Below are 15899 nucleotides of genomic sequence, written 5' to 3'. Positions count from 1 at the left end.
TAATGTCAAAAATTCCATTTCAAGTCGAGACGACGCGAGTTCTCGAGATTCTGTCCAAGCAAATCTACGATTCGCCGTATGCTATGGCCCGTGAAAACGTGCAGAACGGCTATGACGCGGTACTCATACGTGCTAGCAAGGAAGGCCGTAGCCCGTCCGAATTTTCGGTGAAGATCACGGCCTCGCCCCAGCGCATTGAGATCTGCGACGAAGGTATCGGCATGTCAGAGCAGGTGCTTCGGGAAAACTTCTGGCGTGCCGGCTCATCGGGCAAAAACAATGACGAGGCTCGGGCTGCGGGCGTCATCGGCACATTCGGCATCGGTGCGATGGCGAACTTTGGTGTTTGTGAACGGCTCCAGGTAGACACGCGGGAATCCGGTTCTGAAACCGGGATTCGCACTGTCGCGGTCAAGAGCGAACTGACGATCGGGTCGGACTGCATCTCGATGGAGCCGATCGATTCGCCACTCCCTGTTGGAACCACGTTGACGGCAGATATCAGCACGTCAGCGCCCCTCAACGTCGACGCATTGCGAAATTACCTGAGACCCTTTGTCCAGTTCCTCACGATTCCCGTTGTTTTCAATGGCGAGCTACTTAGCCAGCAGGATCCCCGCGAAGCTGCGGGAATCGGAGCGGGCTGGCGGTCGTTGGCGCGCAAGGAAAACATCTGCGTTGGCGGCATAGCCTTCGACGCAAACCTGCTCAGTGACGGAAGACAGATAGCTGTTGTTGCCGAGAACTTCGCCATTGACGGAAGGTCGTCGGCCGGCGGGATGTGGCTTCGACAGGGCGCAGGACAAATCATGGGACTTCGATCCAGATTCGGCCTGGCCCCGGCACCCCTGCCCACGTACTACCAGCTTGGCGGCTATATTGATTTGCCTTTCCTTACCCCGACAGCCGGCCGCGAAGCCTTGACGAGGGAGTCAATCCAGACATCGTCGCAGCTTGTCCCGCCTCTCGAGGAGGCTCTGAGCGAGGCAATCAAGGACACAGACCTTGCCGACAGTCTGCCGCTGTTCCAACAGCATCTGCTTATCCTGAACCGGATTCAGTGGGCAAACCGGGTGAGCATACAAATGAGCCCGGGGGACAACCGCGTCGAACTTGGCAAACTGCGGGAAACCTTCCCGAACGTCGATCTGCACTGGTACGCGGGCCAGGACCCGGACACGATAAACACCTTTTCCAGCGAAGATAATCCACTGGTCCGAGTGAGTCAGCAAAGTCCGAGACGCGAACTACAAAATCGATATCTCAACGAAATCGTTCAATTGAAAGAGATTCCCCAGACTGCCACAGTGCTCGCTACTTACGCACCGAGCGAGCTCACATGGGAAGAGGTATCGCTTACTTTCTCGATAGCGCGCGTGCTGAGAGCGGACTATCTCATCGACGAAGTCGCGGTCGAATGGGTGAAAATCGGTTACAACGTGCCGATGTTGACCGAGATGGCCGGAGAGCGCCTGATCATCAGGCTGTCGAGGTCATGGGGTGCAGTGCAGGCGTTGCTCCGCGTCATAGAAGCAACGCCAGATGTCGGCGATGGCATGACCAAGGATTTTGTACGCGTCCACGTCTATGACAAGATCAAGGCGTTTGTCCCTTCGTCGCAACGGGCGGGACTCGACGCTCTTCAAAAAACGCTCGCGAGACGACGTGAACTATACCGCCTGGAGATGGACGACCGGGGCGAACTCGAGCCTTTGCTCGCGGAATATCTCGCGGGAAAAGTGGAACTGGGCCAGGTTTTGACCGCCGCCGCACAGGTGAGCTCCGCTCAAACACAGCGAGTCAGTAGCGATGCCGTCGGCAACGTCGAAAATGTCCTGAACGACGTGGTCAATGCAGCGGTAAGTCCGGAGCCTGTCCAGGCCATCTCGGCTCCAATGGCGGGATCTCCAATTCTTCGACTCGACACAGAGCTGAGGGAGAGACTGTTGACTACGGACAGGGAAGTCGCTCAACTCAATAATCACCGTATGTTCCTGGCACTCTCTGACCGACTGTTCCAGCTCGAACGGGATTTCTTTGCGTTCCCCCATTCGACACAAGTTGCATGGGCCGGGCGGCGGATCGTATTTCTGTTCGGGTTAGCCAACTCGCCGCAGAACCTTTACTACGATATCGAACTTCGCGGCGCCAGGAACGCAGGTGCAGCAGGGGGATGTCCATTGATCACCACAACGATCGTGACGAAGAACAAGATCTTTGTGCCTGTTCCGTCCGCGCTTATGGATTGTTTCAAGGTGTCCGACGATCCGGTCGAATTTTACGTACGCTTCGATATGCTGGGTCATAAGTAGCGGGTGGAAAAGTTTGACCCGACCCAAGGCTGTGCGGGCTGGGGGCGAGATCCCGCCCTCGCCCACGTCTCCCCTCGCGGTGCAACTATCAACTGCAGACGCCGGAGTTCCAGCTCAACCGCTGGCGACCACTCGGCCCCTCCTTCATCATCCGTCCTTCTTGGTTTATATGATTCCTACTCTGGTCGCAGCGGGCTTTTTGACGCGCTTCAAGGCTGACTGACAATGAGGCTAGCTCTGTTTATCGCGCGACGACATATCGCTAAGCTTCCTTGACGGCCGATGACTGATACGGAGCGGTCGCTCGAATGACTGTACGACAGCGCGCGCGAGCGACGGCTTGTGGCCGATCTCGGCCTTACAGGTTGCGCGCCGTCATGTTGCAGGCATCGTCAACCTCAATGCCGAGATAGCAAACCGTGCTCTCCAGCTTCGTATCTCCGAGTAGCAACTGCACTGCCCGGAGCTTCTTCGTCCGCCAATAGACGTCGTATCGATCGACCGCTTCAATGCGCTATGCCGTCGAGCGACCTATCAAAGACGCCGACTTGCGCCATCATGCTCTCATCGAGGCCGCTGATCGCGTGGGCGAGATCGGCTTTGATCAAATCGGTCGAGTAATAGCTGTACGGGTCGTAGAGCTTCACCGAATAAATGCGTTGTCGAAGGACGGCTTCGTGGGTATCGCGCGCGAACATCACGATCTCACCGATGATGAAGCGCGAAAGGTAGCTCATCGGTCCAGCCGGGCCATAGGTTGGCGACACACGAATGATCAGCACCGCGTCGCTGTCGCGATAGACGGGGCCCCCGGCATGCCAGAGGTTATGGTCGTCACGCGCGAACGTAGGGAGCGCCGGATCTGACGCATCGACTTCTCGCACGACGTAGCCGTGCGAACGTAGCGCCGCTTCGATACCGTCCGTAAATTTGCGATTCAATTGCGTGTCGCCTAGCTTCTTCGTGACGACATCGTCAAACGCGAGCGGGTTCTGTTTGGCGTTGTGAGCATTCGCGACGGCGGCCGCGGTGCCCATGGCTATCGCAACGATCGCGCCGCCGCCTACAGACTGGAACCCGAACTGCGGCCGCCCGGCGGAGTACACGGCCTTGCCGGGATAGACGACCGTAACGGTGTGAACGCTACGAATCTTCGCCGCATCGACCTCGGCGCGCGGGGCCGACGCGCAGCCCACGAGAAGAACCGTGAGCGCGGAGATCGCGGCCAGGTTAAAGAAGTTGAAGGTTGAGCGCATCGGTGGTCCCGTTTAATTGGCGTTATCGACTATTCCGCGATACGCGCTATATCGGATCGTTTGCGGGAAACTTGAGCGAACGACATTCGTTCGTGAAGATCGCACATCTCTACTCTATATTGCCAGCACGCACCTGCCGCATCGCGGTCGTGGCATTCAACTCGCACTGATCCGCTCAAGATTGGCTGCGGCCCAGCAGGCCGGGTGCACCACGCGAGCATCACAGCTCGGCCTCAGAGCGCTAGCGCCCGCAATACGGAGCGGGCCGGGTGTAGCCTCGCTTACACACAGGCAACGTTTGTTAAACGGTGCCCTGAGTCGTCCGCTGTAAGCAGCGGAACTGCCGCATGAACGCTACGTCTTCGTACGCTAAGAATGACTGGAACTGGCCGATTCCGGGAATGCCGAGCCCGCGGACCATCGCGCGTCGCCGAGTTGGCCCGAACTTCCCGGGGTCGACCCGAAGGCGACTGTCGCAATTTACGAAAACATTCATTCCCACACTGGCAGCGAAGATGCCGGCAACTCGACAACGGTCGGCTCCCTTTCTGCGTCGATCACGAGGACAACATCTTGCCCGACCATGTAGTAGCTGTGTAACTTCTCATAATTTGCTTTTCCAAGCTCCCCGTATAGGTCAATCCGCGCGCTGTTCTCCTCGACCCACATTTCGCATCCACGCCATGCCGCATCCGAATGGTCGAATTCTTGCGGAAGAGGCGAGTAGTTCGACGTAACTTCAACGCTTTCGTCGATAAGATAGAAACCCGCTACGCTGTGCTGGAAATTCAGGCACATTCCCGAAATGCAGATTCGCTCCCGCCACACATGGCGGTCCACAGTTAGGCTGCGCCCCCTGATCGTCAGCTCGAAGCCCGGCCGGTCGCCTTTTACAATTTCCCCGAGGGGCCTCCACGGTTTATACATTCGAGCGGCTCTTTCGTTGTCGAGTTTGTGTGTTTACCACGAGCCCGAGGCGCGCGGCCCCCGCGAAAGTTGTCCCGATCCTGTAGCCGTGTCAACTATCTGCGGCTGGCCGACTCCTAGCTTACATGTACCAGAGGTCACGGCTGAGCAGGGTACGACTCGCCGTCATCGCCCTGAACTCTCGCTCGCATCGCCCTAGCGATATCCTCGAGCTTGTGAACTGCTTCGTCCGTTGGGTCGTTTGTATAGAGCTCACCCAGCTCGGCGTTGTACCAAAGCGGAAAGGCTGCCCCTCTGACCGTTACGAGGAAGTCCGTTGGTCCGTTTGCAGGATCGTTCACCACTTGCCGGTCGGACTGAACGTATGCCTTCCATTGTTCGAGTGTGATCCTTGGCCCCGATGCTTCCGCCCAGAAAGATTTCCGGGTGACATGAACGTCGTAGCCCGCGTAAGCAAGGCTGCTGGCCATGAAAGCGAGCAGTGCAACGACAACGCGCATATTTCCACTACCTACCGATCCAAGAACATCTGTATTGTCGACGATCTCCGTCTCCCAGTCGACTGACCGCTCTTGGCCGAATCCGGGCGACGACGAGGCGTGCACCGCACCGCTGGCAAACGCGAGGCGGACGACAGATGCCGACCCGATTCGGTCATAGAGGATCCTGAAACCGAACGGCAGTTATGGAAGTACAGCCGACCTACGGTGAGCTTGGTCAGCGATCGAATACCTTCGTGTCTTTATGGATTCGGAGGGCTAACCCGTTTGGGTTGTCCCACTAATTCCCCTAATGCGGCGTTGATTCCGCTCCGCTGCCGAGAAAGGCTACCCGCCGCGAAACGCTTATCACGTACGGGCGCCCGTGCCGACGGCACGGGACACACCTGGCTTCGACTTCGGCATGTCAATCTGGAGTTGGCCGCTTGCCCCAGCCCGAACAGGATCCTCTCGTCAGCCAGGCGAAAGCTCTGCAACGTGGCGCCTGATCGCAACAGGAGGACTTCGATCTGAACGCCCTCTAGTGCTAACGAGTACGGAATTACCCGAGCACCTTCGGTCCGTGACAACGACACACGCATCCACAGAAGCGCTTATTGCGATATCGAATATCTTACCTACACTGCGAAAGGTACCGCACCGCGGTCACGCGTCTCCCGGCGATATTTAAAAACAAACCGGAGTCTCATCTATGTTCCAGCAAATTCTCAATCCGACCGGCAGCTTGTTCGCGTCGTGGCTGCTGGCGCTGGTACCGGTGATCATTCTGCTGGTACTACTCGCGGTCTTCAAGATTTCTGCCTGGCTTTCCGTGCTGCTCGGCGCGATTGTCACCTTTATCCTCGCCGTCGCGGTATGGGGGATGCCGCTGAGCACGGGGATCCGGGCCTATATCTATGGCTCGCTGACGGGCATCTGGGCGGTCGACTGGATTACGTTCTGGGGTGTCATGCTTTTCAATTCGCTGACGCTCACCGGTGTGTTCGACGATTTCCGGCGCTGGCTCACCGCCCAGGGCACGGCGGACGTCAGGGCACAGACCATGCTGTTTGCCTGGGCTTTCGGCGCCTTGCTCGAGGGGCTTGTCGGGTTCGGCTACCCTTGGGCGTTCGTGGCGCCGATTCTGATCGCGCTTGGCATTCCCGATCTCGACGCGATCCGCGTTGCCGCGATCGCCAATAATGCCCCGGTCTCCTACGGCGCGCTCGGTGTGCCGATCATTGCCCTGGCAGCCGTGACCGGCCTGCCAATACTCGCGCTTTCCGCCTCGGTCGCGCATATCGTGGTGGTGCTCGCGTTGCTGCCGCCCTGGGTATTGATCTATCTGGTCTCCGGACGAACCGGCTTGCGTGACGGCTGGCCGCTCGCGGTGGTTGGCTCGCTCGGCTACATCGCCGGACAATATCCGGTCGCGGTTTATCTGGGACCCTATCTGCCGGATGTGACCGGTTCGATCGTTTGCTTTGCCGCCCTGCTCGTGCTGCTCAAATTCTGGCGCCCGAAAACCGTGCTCGGCTATGGCGGCAAGCCGGTCGATGCGGCGGCGGCGGCACTTGGCAACGCGCCGCACGGACTTTCGAGGGCGCAGGTGTTCCGCGCCTGGCTGCCCTTTATTGTGCTGATCGTGGTGGTGGTCCTGTGGACCGGCCCATGGTCGCCGCTGCCCAAGATAGTCTGGCTCAAGCTCGCGGTCACGGCAGGCTCCTCGATTCGCCCGGGCACTCAAGTGAGCGCCGTCTTCGCTTTCGCGCCTTTCATCGGGGGCACGGCGATCTTCGCCGCATGGCTCATCACCACCCTGCTGATCGGCATGAAGCCCGCGCAATATGCGGAAGCCTTCCGCCGCACCTGGCATCAGATGTGGGGCGCCTTGTTGGTAGGCGTCTTCATCTTCGGCCTCGCGTACATCTTCAATTTCTCGGGCATGGCGGCCTCCCTTGCCGAGGGATTCTCAAAAATCGGTGTCGCCTTCATCGTCGTTGCGCCCATTCTCGGCTGGATCGGCGTGGCGCTGTCTGGCAGCAATACGTCCACCAACGCAATGTTCGGCTTCTTTCAGGTAACGGTCGGGCGCTTGCTCGGCTTCCCCACGCTGCTCCTGCCGTCGCTCAACTCGGTGGGCGCCGAGGTTGGAAAGCCGGTTGCGCCGCAGACCGCGAGCGTGGGCGTGTCGACCAGCCGTTTCGTGCGTAACGAAGGGGAAGTAATCCGGCACAACATGGGATGGACATTCATCATGCTTCTCTACCTCATCATCATCGGGGTGGGTTTCTACGTGTTCGCCCCGGGCTTGATGACGCTGGCAGGCGGTGGTTAGCGCGGATTCAGGTGCTCGCGAGACGTTTCACCGCCGCTCGGCTGAACACGAATTCAATTGCGGACGGGACGGTACGCCCGTCCGCTCGCGCATTGAACCTCACCTTGTTCGACAGATCCCGGGGCACGTAACTGGACCCGTTGTCGCCGTCGTCGGGGCTTTGCTGCTGTGGGTAGTCTTTGCGGATTGGGCGCAACAGCAACCCAACGTCGTTGCCCAACGTCCAATTCACGCGTTCTCCCTTTTGCTGCTCCCATTGCAAGCGCGGTCTCTCGTCGAGCGAATATCAAACGCGATTTGCGGCGGAGCATTGAGATGCGCTGTCAATGCTCCGGTAAATCGCGACTTAGAATTGCTGCAGCACATACTCGTCGATCTTGGGCGCGCCCTGCTTGAACAGCGTATCGATCCGTGAGTTCAAGACGTACACGTCGCCGTTCTCCTTCACCGCCGCAGTCGGCATCGACGCTACGCTCTTGAGGGTCCGTACGATCGTCGCGGTCTTCCAACCATCGGTCGTCGCGAGCTCGACCGTGCGATCGATGCCTGCGTTTTGCACAACGACGAGATGTCGTGCGTCGACCAGGTTGAATCCGTCCGCGCCCTTGAGCGCCTCTGGCAACGCGATTTGCTCGATTTTCGACGGGTCGTGAATATCGATCTTGAAGAGTTCACCCGAGTTGTAGTTGCCCACGATCAGGTAGCCGCCCGGATGCACGGCGATGCCGTTCAAGTTGAAGCCGTCGCCCGTCTTGAAGCGCGCGTCTTGCGCAAAAACCGTCACATGCCCGTGCGTGTCGATCCGATAGACGATCGGCGCAAAGCTGTCGGTCACGTATGCATTGCCCTGCGCATCGAGAACAAGGTCGTTGGCCAGGTGCGCACCCGGATCGATCGCCGAGAGGTCGTAGTAGGCACGCGGCTTCCCGGTCGTCGCGTCATATGTCGCGATCGCGGCGAGTTTGCCTCGCGTCGCGTCGCTCGTACGCTCGCCCGCGCCCGGATCGGAGTTCGTGACCCAAAGCGTGTTGTGTCGATCGTCGACGAACAACCCGAGCGTCGAAACGAGGCGATCATCATGGATGAACACCGAGTACTGCCCGTCGGGAGTAATCTTCCCGGCGGTGCCATGGCGTACCGATCCGACCATGAAGACATGTTGCCGCTGCGACCACGTGATGCTCTCGGGGTAGGTCTGCGCAGCCGTGAACGTGATGTCGCCGGCGCTTGCGATGTTTGACCCCAGCAGCGTTGTCGCGAATGCGACACCCGCAATGAATTTTCCCGCGTTCTTCCGAAGGTTCAACGTATTCATGGTCACTCTCCTTGGTTTTGGCTCGTTGCCGTTGATGTCATGGGAGTGATTGTGCTTTTGCGAATAACGCTAAACAACCAGCTACAATGCAAACTCATTTTGCAATAAACGCAATGAGAAGGAGGCGCCATTGCTGAAGGATCTCGAGGTATTCATCGCGGTTGTCGACGCGGGAAACTTCTCCGTCGCCGCACGCGAGCTCGATGTCGCCGTGTCGTCGATAACGCGACGAATCGACGGATTGGAAGATGAACTCGGAACGGCGCTTTTTCGGCGTAGCAATCGCAAGCTCACGCTGACCGACGCGGGGCAACAGTTTGTCGGGACTGCGCGCAACGTGCTCGCCGAGCTAACCCAAGCGCGCGAGCAACTCTCGAATCAAGATACGGAGCCGCGTGGCCTGCTGACCATTTCGGCACCCGCATCGTTCGGCAGGCGCCACGTTGCACGGGCTGTACAGACCTTCCTTGCGAAATTCCCGCAAATCCAGGTCGATCTCCAGCTCAGCGACCGCGTCGTGGACCTCGCCAGCGAACCCGTCGATGTCGCGATTCGCATCGGTAGCAACCTCAATGGGGAGCTGATTGCGACACGGCTTGCACCGCTACGTCGTCTCGTGTGCGCAGCACCGTCCTATTTGAAGCGCGCGGGCCGTCCCGAATCGCCGAAAGAACTCGTCGAGCACGAGTGCCTGACCGTTTCGTCCAAGCCGACGCCGCCCGGCTGGTGGACTTTTCCGGGCATTAATCGGGGAGGAGCGCTGCCAGTGAATGGCCGGTTTCAGTGTGACGACACCGAAGCGCTTCTGAATGCAGCAACGGCTGGGCTCGGGATCGTGCATCTGGCAAGCTGGCTTGTAGGAGACTGTGTGCGGGATGGCTCGCTCGTTTCACTCTTTCCAGAGGACGACGGCAGCACGGCGAAAGGCGCATCCGCTATCTATGCAGTACGCCTCCCCGGGCGTTCGAACATCGCCCGAGGCCGGCTCTTCCTTGATCACATGCGCGAGCACATCGGCGATCCGCCGTACTGGGACTGTGTCGATTCGACTGCGCCGTCGTCCGGCGCACGCCGGACGAAACGCGGCTGACGTGAGTCACTCGCCTTGCGCGGCCGCCTTGATGAGTTCGATTGCCCATTCGACGAACACGCGGACCTTGGACGCGAGATGTCGATTGACCGGGTAAGCGACGTGAACGGGGATGTCGTCGCCATGCCAGTCGGGAAACACTCGCACGAGCGCACCCGAGCGGATATGCGGGGCCACGAGGAACGCATACGTCGTGAGTATGCCGAGGCCCGCCAATCCGGCGATAAGCGCCGCCCCCGAGTCATTGACGCTGAGCTGATGACTACCGTGGATCTCGAACATTTGTTCAGCTCGACGCAACTGGAACGTAAAGTCGCGGCCCGAGCGCGGCGACATCATGCGCACGATCGTGTGACCCTGTGCCAGATCGGCGGGATCGCGCGGCAGGCCATGCCGCTCGAGATAGGCTGGCGAAGCACACGTCATGAGCGCCAGCGTGCCCGCAGGGCGAGCGATCAGCGAATCGTTGAGCAACGGTCCGAGACGCAGCACGCAGTCGAGGTTTTCTGCTATGAGATCGGCCGATCGATTGCCGACGCTCATTTCCACCTGAACATCGGGATAGCGAGCAAAGAAGTCCGGCATGGCCGGGATGACCAACTGATAGGCCAGTGAGCCCGGCAACTCAACCTTGATTTTTCCCTTCGGCGAACGCGTCGCGCTCAGTACGCTGCCGTCGAGCGAGCCGATTTCGTCGAGTACGCGAATCGAGCCTTCGTAGTAGATCTGCCCTTCCTGGGTCAACGTGAGTTGCCGGCTCGTCCGATGCAAGAGCCGCACGCCGAGTTCCTTCTCGAGTTCCTGCACGAGCCGCGTCACCGTGGATTTAGGCACATTCATAAGATCCGCGGCCCGTGTAAATGTGCCCGAGTCGACGACACGGACGAAGGTTTGCATCGCGGCGAGTTTATCCATGCGTCAATAAGTGAAGTCGGAGTCGTGCGGTCGAGCGTCACAACATGCGTGAGCCCCGATCGAGGGGACGAAAGTCATCGCTTCGACATTCTCCCACGCGAAAATCAGGCGAAGCGTGTCACAGACGACGACAGTTGCAACACGCTTCGCCTTGCGCTCAGACTTCGCTCAGAAAGCTCGCCAAAGCCTGGTACGCCTGTACCCGGTTCTTTTCGAGCATCAGCATATGCGTTGCTTCGCCGAGTTCGAGCCAACGCTTATCGGGCGATCCGCTCAGATGCGCGAAATAGTCCTGTGCAAGCGGGAGCGGTACGTCGATGTCCCATTCGCCATGAATCAGCAGTACAGGGACCTCGATCTGGGCGGGGTCATAGAACGGCCTGCCTGCGGCCCAGTATTCACGGATGTCCTGGATCGGACCATTTGCGACACGAATCGACTGGCTTTCGCGCAACGCTTCGTCTGGCTCCGAGCGAACGGTGTTCTCGAGCCACGCTTCGAACCCACCGTCCGGAATCAAGGTGTCGCGCTTGCGCTGAGGGGCGGCGTTGACCCAGCGGTCGCGTGCATCGGCGGCGCGCACGACGCGGTACCCACCGAGCGGCCCGCCTGTGTCAAGCGGAATCGGCTTGTCGCTAACCCACTGCGGCGCGACCAGCCCGAGCCTGCGGACTTTGTGTCCATTGCGGGCCGTGAAGGTGCCCGTCACGCTGCCGCCCCACGACATGCCGATCACGTTCAGGCGTGCGATTCTCGAGGTGCGAAGCACGAAATTCACGGCGCTCGTGAAATCGCGCACGCCGGACTCGGTGCGCCCCAATGGCTCGCTTTGTGACGCGGACACACTCATCTGTTGCGGGCGCGTCGATTCTCCGTACCCGCGCACGTCGACCGCATACACATCAAAGCCGGCGCCTGCGAGATAGTCCATGAACGAATAGCCGCCGATCGGCGTATCGTAAAGACTGCCCGATCCGTACGTCGCCCCGTGCATGAGCATCACGGTGCGCGCTTCGCCGAATTCGGTCTGGCCAGCGAGGCGCTTGTTGCGAATATGCAGGTCAATTTCGGGCGTGTCGCTCGGTACCATGAAATCACGGGCTTCGATCGTCGTTTGGGTTGTCATGATGTCTTCGCTAAATGTGAAGGGTTAGCGTGGGATCCAGACGAAGTTACCGGCGTGCTGCTCGACGAGGCCGACGGATGTTCCTGGGAAATGACTGCTGAACAAGAGTGCCTTCCGATCAGCGGCGTGAGTCAACGCCCAACGCCGCGAGCGCTGCGCGTCTTCCGGAAACTCGCAGAACGTGGAGTTCCATTCCGGCTTCGCGACTTGAATCGGGTGATGCATGACATCGCCCGAAAACAGCGCGTGTTCGCCGTTCGACGTAAAGCCAATCGATAGATGGTCGAAGCTGTGTCCCTTGGTCGGGTGAAACGTGAAGCCGTCGAGCCCGTCGACCGTCGCATTGGCTCGAGCATCGATCAACATCGCTTGACCCGCATCGATAATCGGCTGAACGCTGTCTTCGAACACGCCGGCGCTCGGAGTTTGTACGTTTGCCTCATCGGCATAGAAGCGGTATTCGGCGTCGGAGAAAACGTAGATCGCATTCGGGAATGTAGGAATCCAAGCGTCGCCGCGACGTACCGTGTTCCATCCCACGTGATCGACGTGCAGGTGCGTGATCAGGACGAAGTCGACATCCTCGGGACGCACTCCGGCAGCTGCGAGGCGCTCGAGAAACGGCGTGTTGAGCTGGTCGAAGACGGGATTGAGCGGCCGGCTCTTTCCGTTGCCAGCGCCCGTGTCTATCAGGATCGTGTGGGTGTCTGTCTGCACAAGCCAGCTGTGCACGCTTAGCGCGAGCGCCTCACCGCCTTGCGAAACGCTTTCGCGCCCAATCCATAGAGGCGGGTCGTTCACGAGAATTGTGCGATCACGGTCGGGGAAAAGATAGGCCGAAGGAATTTCCGGGAGCTCGAGCTCGGCGACGCGCGTCACCGTCGCACTTCCGACTCGATAACGTTGATTAATGTCCACTTTGATTGCTCATCCTGTTGGAAGAGGCCTCAACGTTGTGTCAAGGCGTGGACGTATAGTCGTACGTTCACCTGCCACGAAGAAGGGGACCGAGGCGAAAGCATCGTTGCGATAAAGCGAACGTTGACGCGACTGCCTGCGCCCAGGAACCCTCCTGGTGAGCCACGCGCTATCGGCCGGTGTCTCGACCATCGCGTCTTATGCGCGACATTCAGAAACTCCACCCTCGCCGTGCGAAGGACGGCGGCTATTCACCCTAAATCGGACATTGAATTCGGTGTATTGGATGGCTGCACATGGCTGAAGTGCGCCACTATCTGCTCGAGCCCGAGACCTGCAACCGGACAGCCGGCAGGGAGAAAGGCATCGGCGAGAAGAACGTACGGGAGTGGCGCGGGCTATGCCGGACGGTCATTTCCGGAAACGGGAAGCGAAGTCCAGAAGCGTGTCATTAATCACGTCGCGTTCGGGTGCGAAATGCGCGTCACGATGACAGCTTGGGCAGAGTGCGACGCAATTCCAGACGCGATCGCTATTCCTGACGCCAAGGATGTGATGAACGTCGAGAAAGCCCTTGTATCGCGCGATCGCTCCGCACGTCAAGCGTTCACACTTGCCATCTGCGCGCTTGACGACGTCAGCCCGGACACGAGGATCGCGCTTCACTTCGGATCGCGTCACGGTCCGCTCACTTGCCCCGTCACTTCCATAACCCGAAGGATCGGGCGCGTAGAGGTCGCTTTCGCAACACGGTCCTGCCTGCTTACAACACAAATGAATGAAATGTCGGACGGACGACTGCACTTGGCCGACTGTCGCCCGATGCGGTCGGCGGTAGTCGACGCATAGCAGCGATTCGTTGCCGCACGCGAGCAATGGCCGTTAACGGAGTAATGCCGTCGTACCAACGGCAGGTTCGTCCGCTAGCTGAACGTCAGGTTGTGGCCGAACCCGGTCCAACGCGTCTGGCTCAGTTCGACCCACAACGGCCGCCCGGGCCTCTTGAAAGCGGTTGTTGACCGTGCCATCGTGGCGCAGTTGATACCATTCGCTCGTAAATTGCGCCTGCGAGGGAAGTCATGGATATTGCTATACCAGCTGAAGACATGTACGTCACTGAATGCGAGCAGGTCGGCTCGGCGTTGCAGCTTCGTTTTGTATATGACTTTCATCCCGCGTCTCCGCGCGACGAGCAAGTACTACAGATTTCCCTGGAAGGGTTAGGGAACGTCTCGACCTACGTGGAGTTTTTTCGCGATCTCCTGTACACAAAGCCGATTTATCTTGAGCGGGACGAAAACACACTTACCGCTACGGCTGGCGCGGGCACTTCGCTTTCGATGAACGCGACTGCTCTCACGCTGAGCTACGACAGATTGAACCTGAATGAGTTGCGTAAGGAAGTCGATCTGGTCTACGAATGGTATCTCGATGCCGATCGTAGGCTCGCGAAAGCCTACAAACGTATCGATGCGATACGCAGCCTGACAGCGGAGTCGATACGACGAGTCGAGTTGAAGTCATCCGACCATACCCCCGGCGGGACAGCTTCAGTCTTGTACAAGCAGCAGCTCCATGTGCTCAACAGGATCTTGCATCTGCTTGAAGAATAGTGCTTGTTTCCGTGAATGTCGTGACTGACCGCTTCTGGCCGACTGCGGCCCAACACCAGGACTATCATTAAGGTGATTGCTATGACGATGATGCACTACCCAGCGCACCCAGGCGAGGTGCTGCGGGAATGGATCCCCGAAGACATGACTGTGGGCCAGGCGGCTCAGGCGCTGCAGATCAACCGCGTCACGCTGTCCAACGTGCTGAACGGTAAGGCTGGCGTGACGGGCAGTTTTGCGCTTAGGCTTGCTGCATGGCTAGGCACGTCGCCCGAGATGTGGGTCGGCATGCAAGCGCAATGGGATTTGTGGCAGGCGCAGAGCCTGTCAGAATTTTAGTGTGCCGAGGTCATGAGACGATAACGGAAATTACGTCCTATGACCGAAGCAACTGTGACTAAGAAGAGCAAGAACACGAAGGCGCCGAAGCTGTTCCCCGATGAACTGATCGATCAGCTGCTGGCGCAGATTCAGAACAAGGATGCCGAGTCGGTTCTCGGCGAATCGGGCCTGGCCGGGCAACTGAAGAAGCGACTGGCTGAGCGCATGCTGGCAGCGGAGCTCACGCATCACCTGGAGAACGAGGCTGAGCAAGGCAAGGCCGGCAACCACCGCAACGGTACGAGCCCCAAGACGGTCCTCACGCCCAACGGCGAACTGAATCTGGACATTCCGCGCGATCGGCAGGCGACGTTCGAGCCGCAGCTAGTGGGCAAATATCAACGCCGGCTGCCAGGCTTTGATGACCACGTCATCAGCATGTACGCGCGCGGCATGAGCGTGCGCGAGATCCAAGGCCATTTGCTGGAGCTATATGGCCTACAGGTGTCGCCCGACCTGATTTCGACCGTCACCGATGAGGTGCTGGCCGAAGTCGAGCAGTGGCAGCAACGCCCCCTCGAAGCGATGTATCCGATCGTGTATTTCGACGCACTTCGGCTGAAGATTCGCGACGAAGGCACGGTCAAGAACAAGGCGGTGTACCTCGCGCTGGGCATTCGGGCCGACGGCCGTAAGGAAGTGCTGGGTTTGTGGATCGAGCAAACCGAAGGCGCCAAGTTCTGGCTGAAGGTCTTCAACGAACTGAAGAACCGCGGCTTGCACGACATCCTGATCGCCGTCGTCGATGGCTTGCGCGGTTTCCCCGAGGCGATCGAAGCGGTGTATCCGGCCGCCCAGATCCAGACATGCATCGTGCACCTGATCCGCAATTCGCTAAATCTGGCGAGTTGGAAGGACCGTAAGCCGTTGGCTGCGGCGCTCAAGCCGATCTATCAGGCCGCTACCGCCGAAGCCGCCGAGGCGGCGCTGCAAGCCTTCTCTCAAAGCGAATGGGGCAAGAAATTCCCGACAGTGGCCGCGACGTGGCAGCGCCAATGGGAGCAAGTCATCCCATTCTTCGCCTATCCGCCGGAAGTACGCAAAATCATATATACGACAAACGCGATCGAGAGCATGCACATGCAGCTTCGCAAGATCGTCAAGAACCGAGGTCACTTCCCGAGCGACGAAGCGGCCAGCAAACTGCTGTATCTGGCCTTGCGCAACATCGAAAAGGACTGGAAGATGCCGCCTATCACCTGGCGGCAGGCGGTCAATCAGTTCGCCAT

At 59.1% G+C, this 15899-nt stretch carries 14 protein-coding genes; 6 read left to right on the top strand and 8 right to left on the bottom strand.

What is annotated here, in order from left to right:
• Positions 1–2: 2 nt before the first annotated feature.
• Positions 3–2312, top strand: a complete 2310-nt coding sequence (locus tag ACR9ZC_RS00070) for an ATP-binding protein (protein ID WP_481578615.1) — start codon at positions 3–5, stop codon at positions 2310–2312.
• Positions 2313–2818: 506 nt separating this feature from the next.
• Here the strand turns inward: ACR9ZC_RS00070 and ACR9ZC_RS00065 are convergent.
• Together ACR9ZC_RS00065 and ACR9ZC_RS00060 are read right to left on the bottom strand one after the other, a co-directional pair.
• Complete coding sequence (locus ACR9ZC_RS00065) at positions 2819–3568, bottom strand: hypothetical protein (RefSeq protein WP_481578614.1); 750 nt, start codon at positions 3566–3568, stop codon at positions 2819–2821.
• Positions 3569–4060: 492 nt separating this feature from the next.
• Positions 4061–4495: a hypothetical protein gene (locus tag ACR9ZC_RS00060; protein ID WP_481578613.1), complete on the bottom strand. Its 435-nt coding sequence runs from the start codon at positions 4493–4495 to the stop codon at positions 4061–4063.
• A 1191-nt stretch (positions 4496–5686) separates the two neighbouring features.
• On the opposite strand from ACR9ZC_RS00060, the gene ACR9ZC_RS00055 reads away from it, so the two are divergent.
• Positions 5687–7312 (top strand): L-lactate permease, encoded by a 1626-nt coding sequence (locus tag ACR9ZC_RS00055; protein ID WP_481578612.1) that lies wholly within the window; start codon positions 5687–5689, stop codon positions 7310–7312.
• 7 nt (positions 7313–7319) lie between these two features.
• On the opposite strand, the gene ACR9ZC_RS00050 is transcribed toward ACR9ZC_RS00055, so the two are convergent.
• Both ACR9ZC_RS00050 and ACR9ZC_RS00045 read right to left on the bottom strand, forming a co-directional pair.
• Entirely contained in the window at positions 7320–7544 is a 225-nt protein-coding gene (locus ACR9ZC_RS00050) for a hypothetical protein (protein WP_481578611.1), read from the bottom strand.
• Between the two features lie 114 nt (positions 7545–7658).
• Positions 7659–8627, bottom strand: a complete 969-nt coding sequence (locus ACR9ZC_RS00045; protein ID WP_481578610.1) for an SMP-30/gluconolactonase/LRE family protein — start codon at positions 8625–8627, stop codon at positions 7659–7661.
• A gap of 130 nt (positions 8628–8757) precedes the next feature.
• Between ACR9ZC_RS00045 and ACR9ZC_RS00040 the strand changes: the two genes are divergently transcribed.
• On the top strand, positions 8758–9717 hold the full coding sequence (locus ACR9ZC_RS00040; protein WP_481578609.1) for a LysR family transcriptional regulator: 960 nt from the start codon (positions 8758–8760) through the stop codon (positions 9715–9717).
• Between the two features lie 6 nt (positions 9718–9723).
• On the opposite strand, the gene ACR9ZC_RS00035 is transcribed toward ACR9ZC_RS00040, so the two are convergent.
• The 4 genes from ACR9ZC_RS00035 to ACR9ZC_RS00020 form a co-directional block, all read right to left on the bottom strand.
• On the bottom strand, positions 9724–10614 hold the full coding sequence (locus ACR9ZC_RS00035) for a LysR family transcriptional regulator (protein ID WP_481578608.1): 891 nt from the start codon (positions 10612–10614) through the stop codon (positions 9724–9726).
• Between the two features lie 175 nt (positions 10615–10789).
• Complete coding sequence (locus tag ACR9ZC_RS00030; RefSeq protein ID WP_481578607.1) at positions 10790–11758, bottom strand: alpha/beta hydrolase; 969 nt, start codon at positions 11756–11758, stop codon at positions 10790–10792.
• Between the two features lie 24 nt (positions 11759–11782).
• Complete coding sequence (locus ACR9ZC_RS00025; protein ID WP_481578606.1) at positions 11783–12676, bottom strand: MBL fold metallo-hydrolase; 894 nt, start codon at positions 12674–12676, stop codon at positions 11783–11785.
• Between the two features lie 411 nt (positions 12677–13087).
• Complete coding sequence (locus ACR9ZC_RS00020) at positions 13088–13342, bottom strand: HNH endonuclease (protein ID WP_481578605.1); 255 nt, start codon at positions 13340–13342, stop codon at positions 13088–13090.
• Positions 13343–13755: 413 nt separating this feature from the next.
• On the opposite strand from ACR9ZC_RS00020, the gene ACR9ZC_RS00015 reads away from it, so the two are divergent.
• The 3 genes from ACR9ZC_RS00015 to ACR9ZC_RS00005 all read left to right on the top strand — a co-directional run.
• Positions 13756–14289, top strand: a complete 534-nt coding sequence (locus ACR9ZC_RS00015) for a hypothetical protein (protein WP_481578604.1) — start codon at positions 13756–13758, stop codon at positions 14287–14289.
• Positions 14290–14370: 81 nt separating this feature from the next.
• Positions 14371–14628 (top strand): HigA family addiction module antitoxin, encoded by a 258-nt coding sequence (locus tag ACR9ZC_RS00010; protein ID WP_481578603.1) that lies wholly within the window; start codon positions 14371–14373, stop codon positions 14626–14628.
• Between the two features lie 39 nt (positions 14629–14667).
• A partial coding sequence (locus tag ACR9ZC_RS00005; protein ID WP_481578602.1) for an IS256 family transposase occupies positions 14668–15899 on the top strand: 1232 nt, incomplete at its 3' end.

Source organism: Trinickia sp. HAY1-2D (genome assembly GCF_056754935.1).
This window is presented reverse-complemented; position numbering and strand designations above follow the sequence as displayed.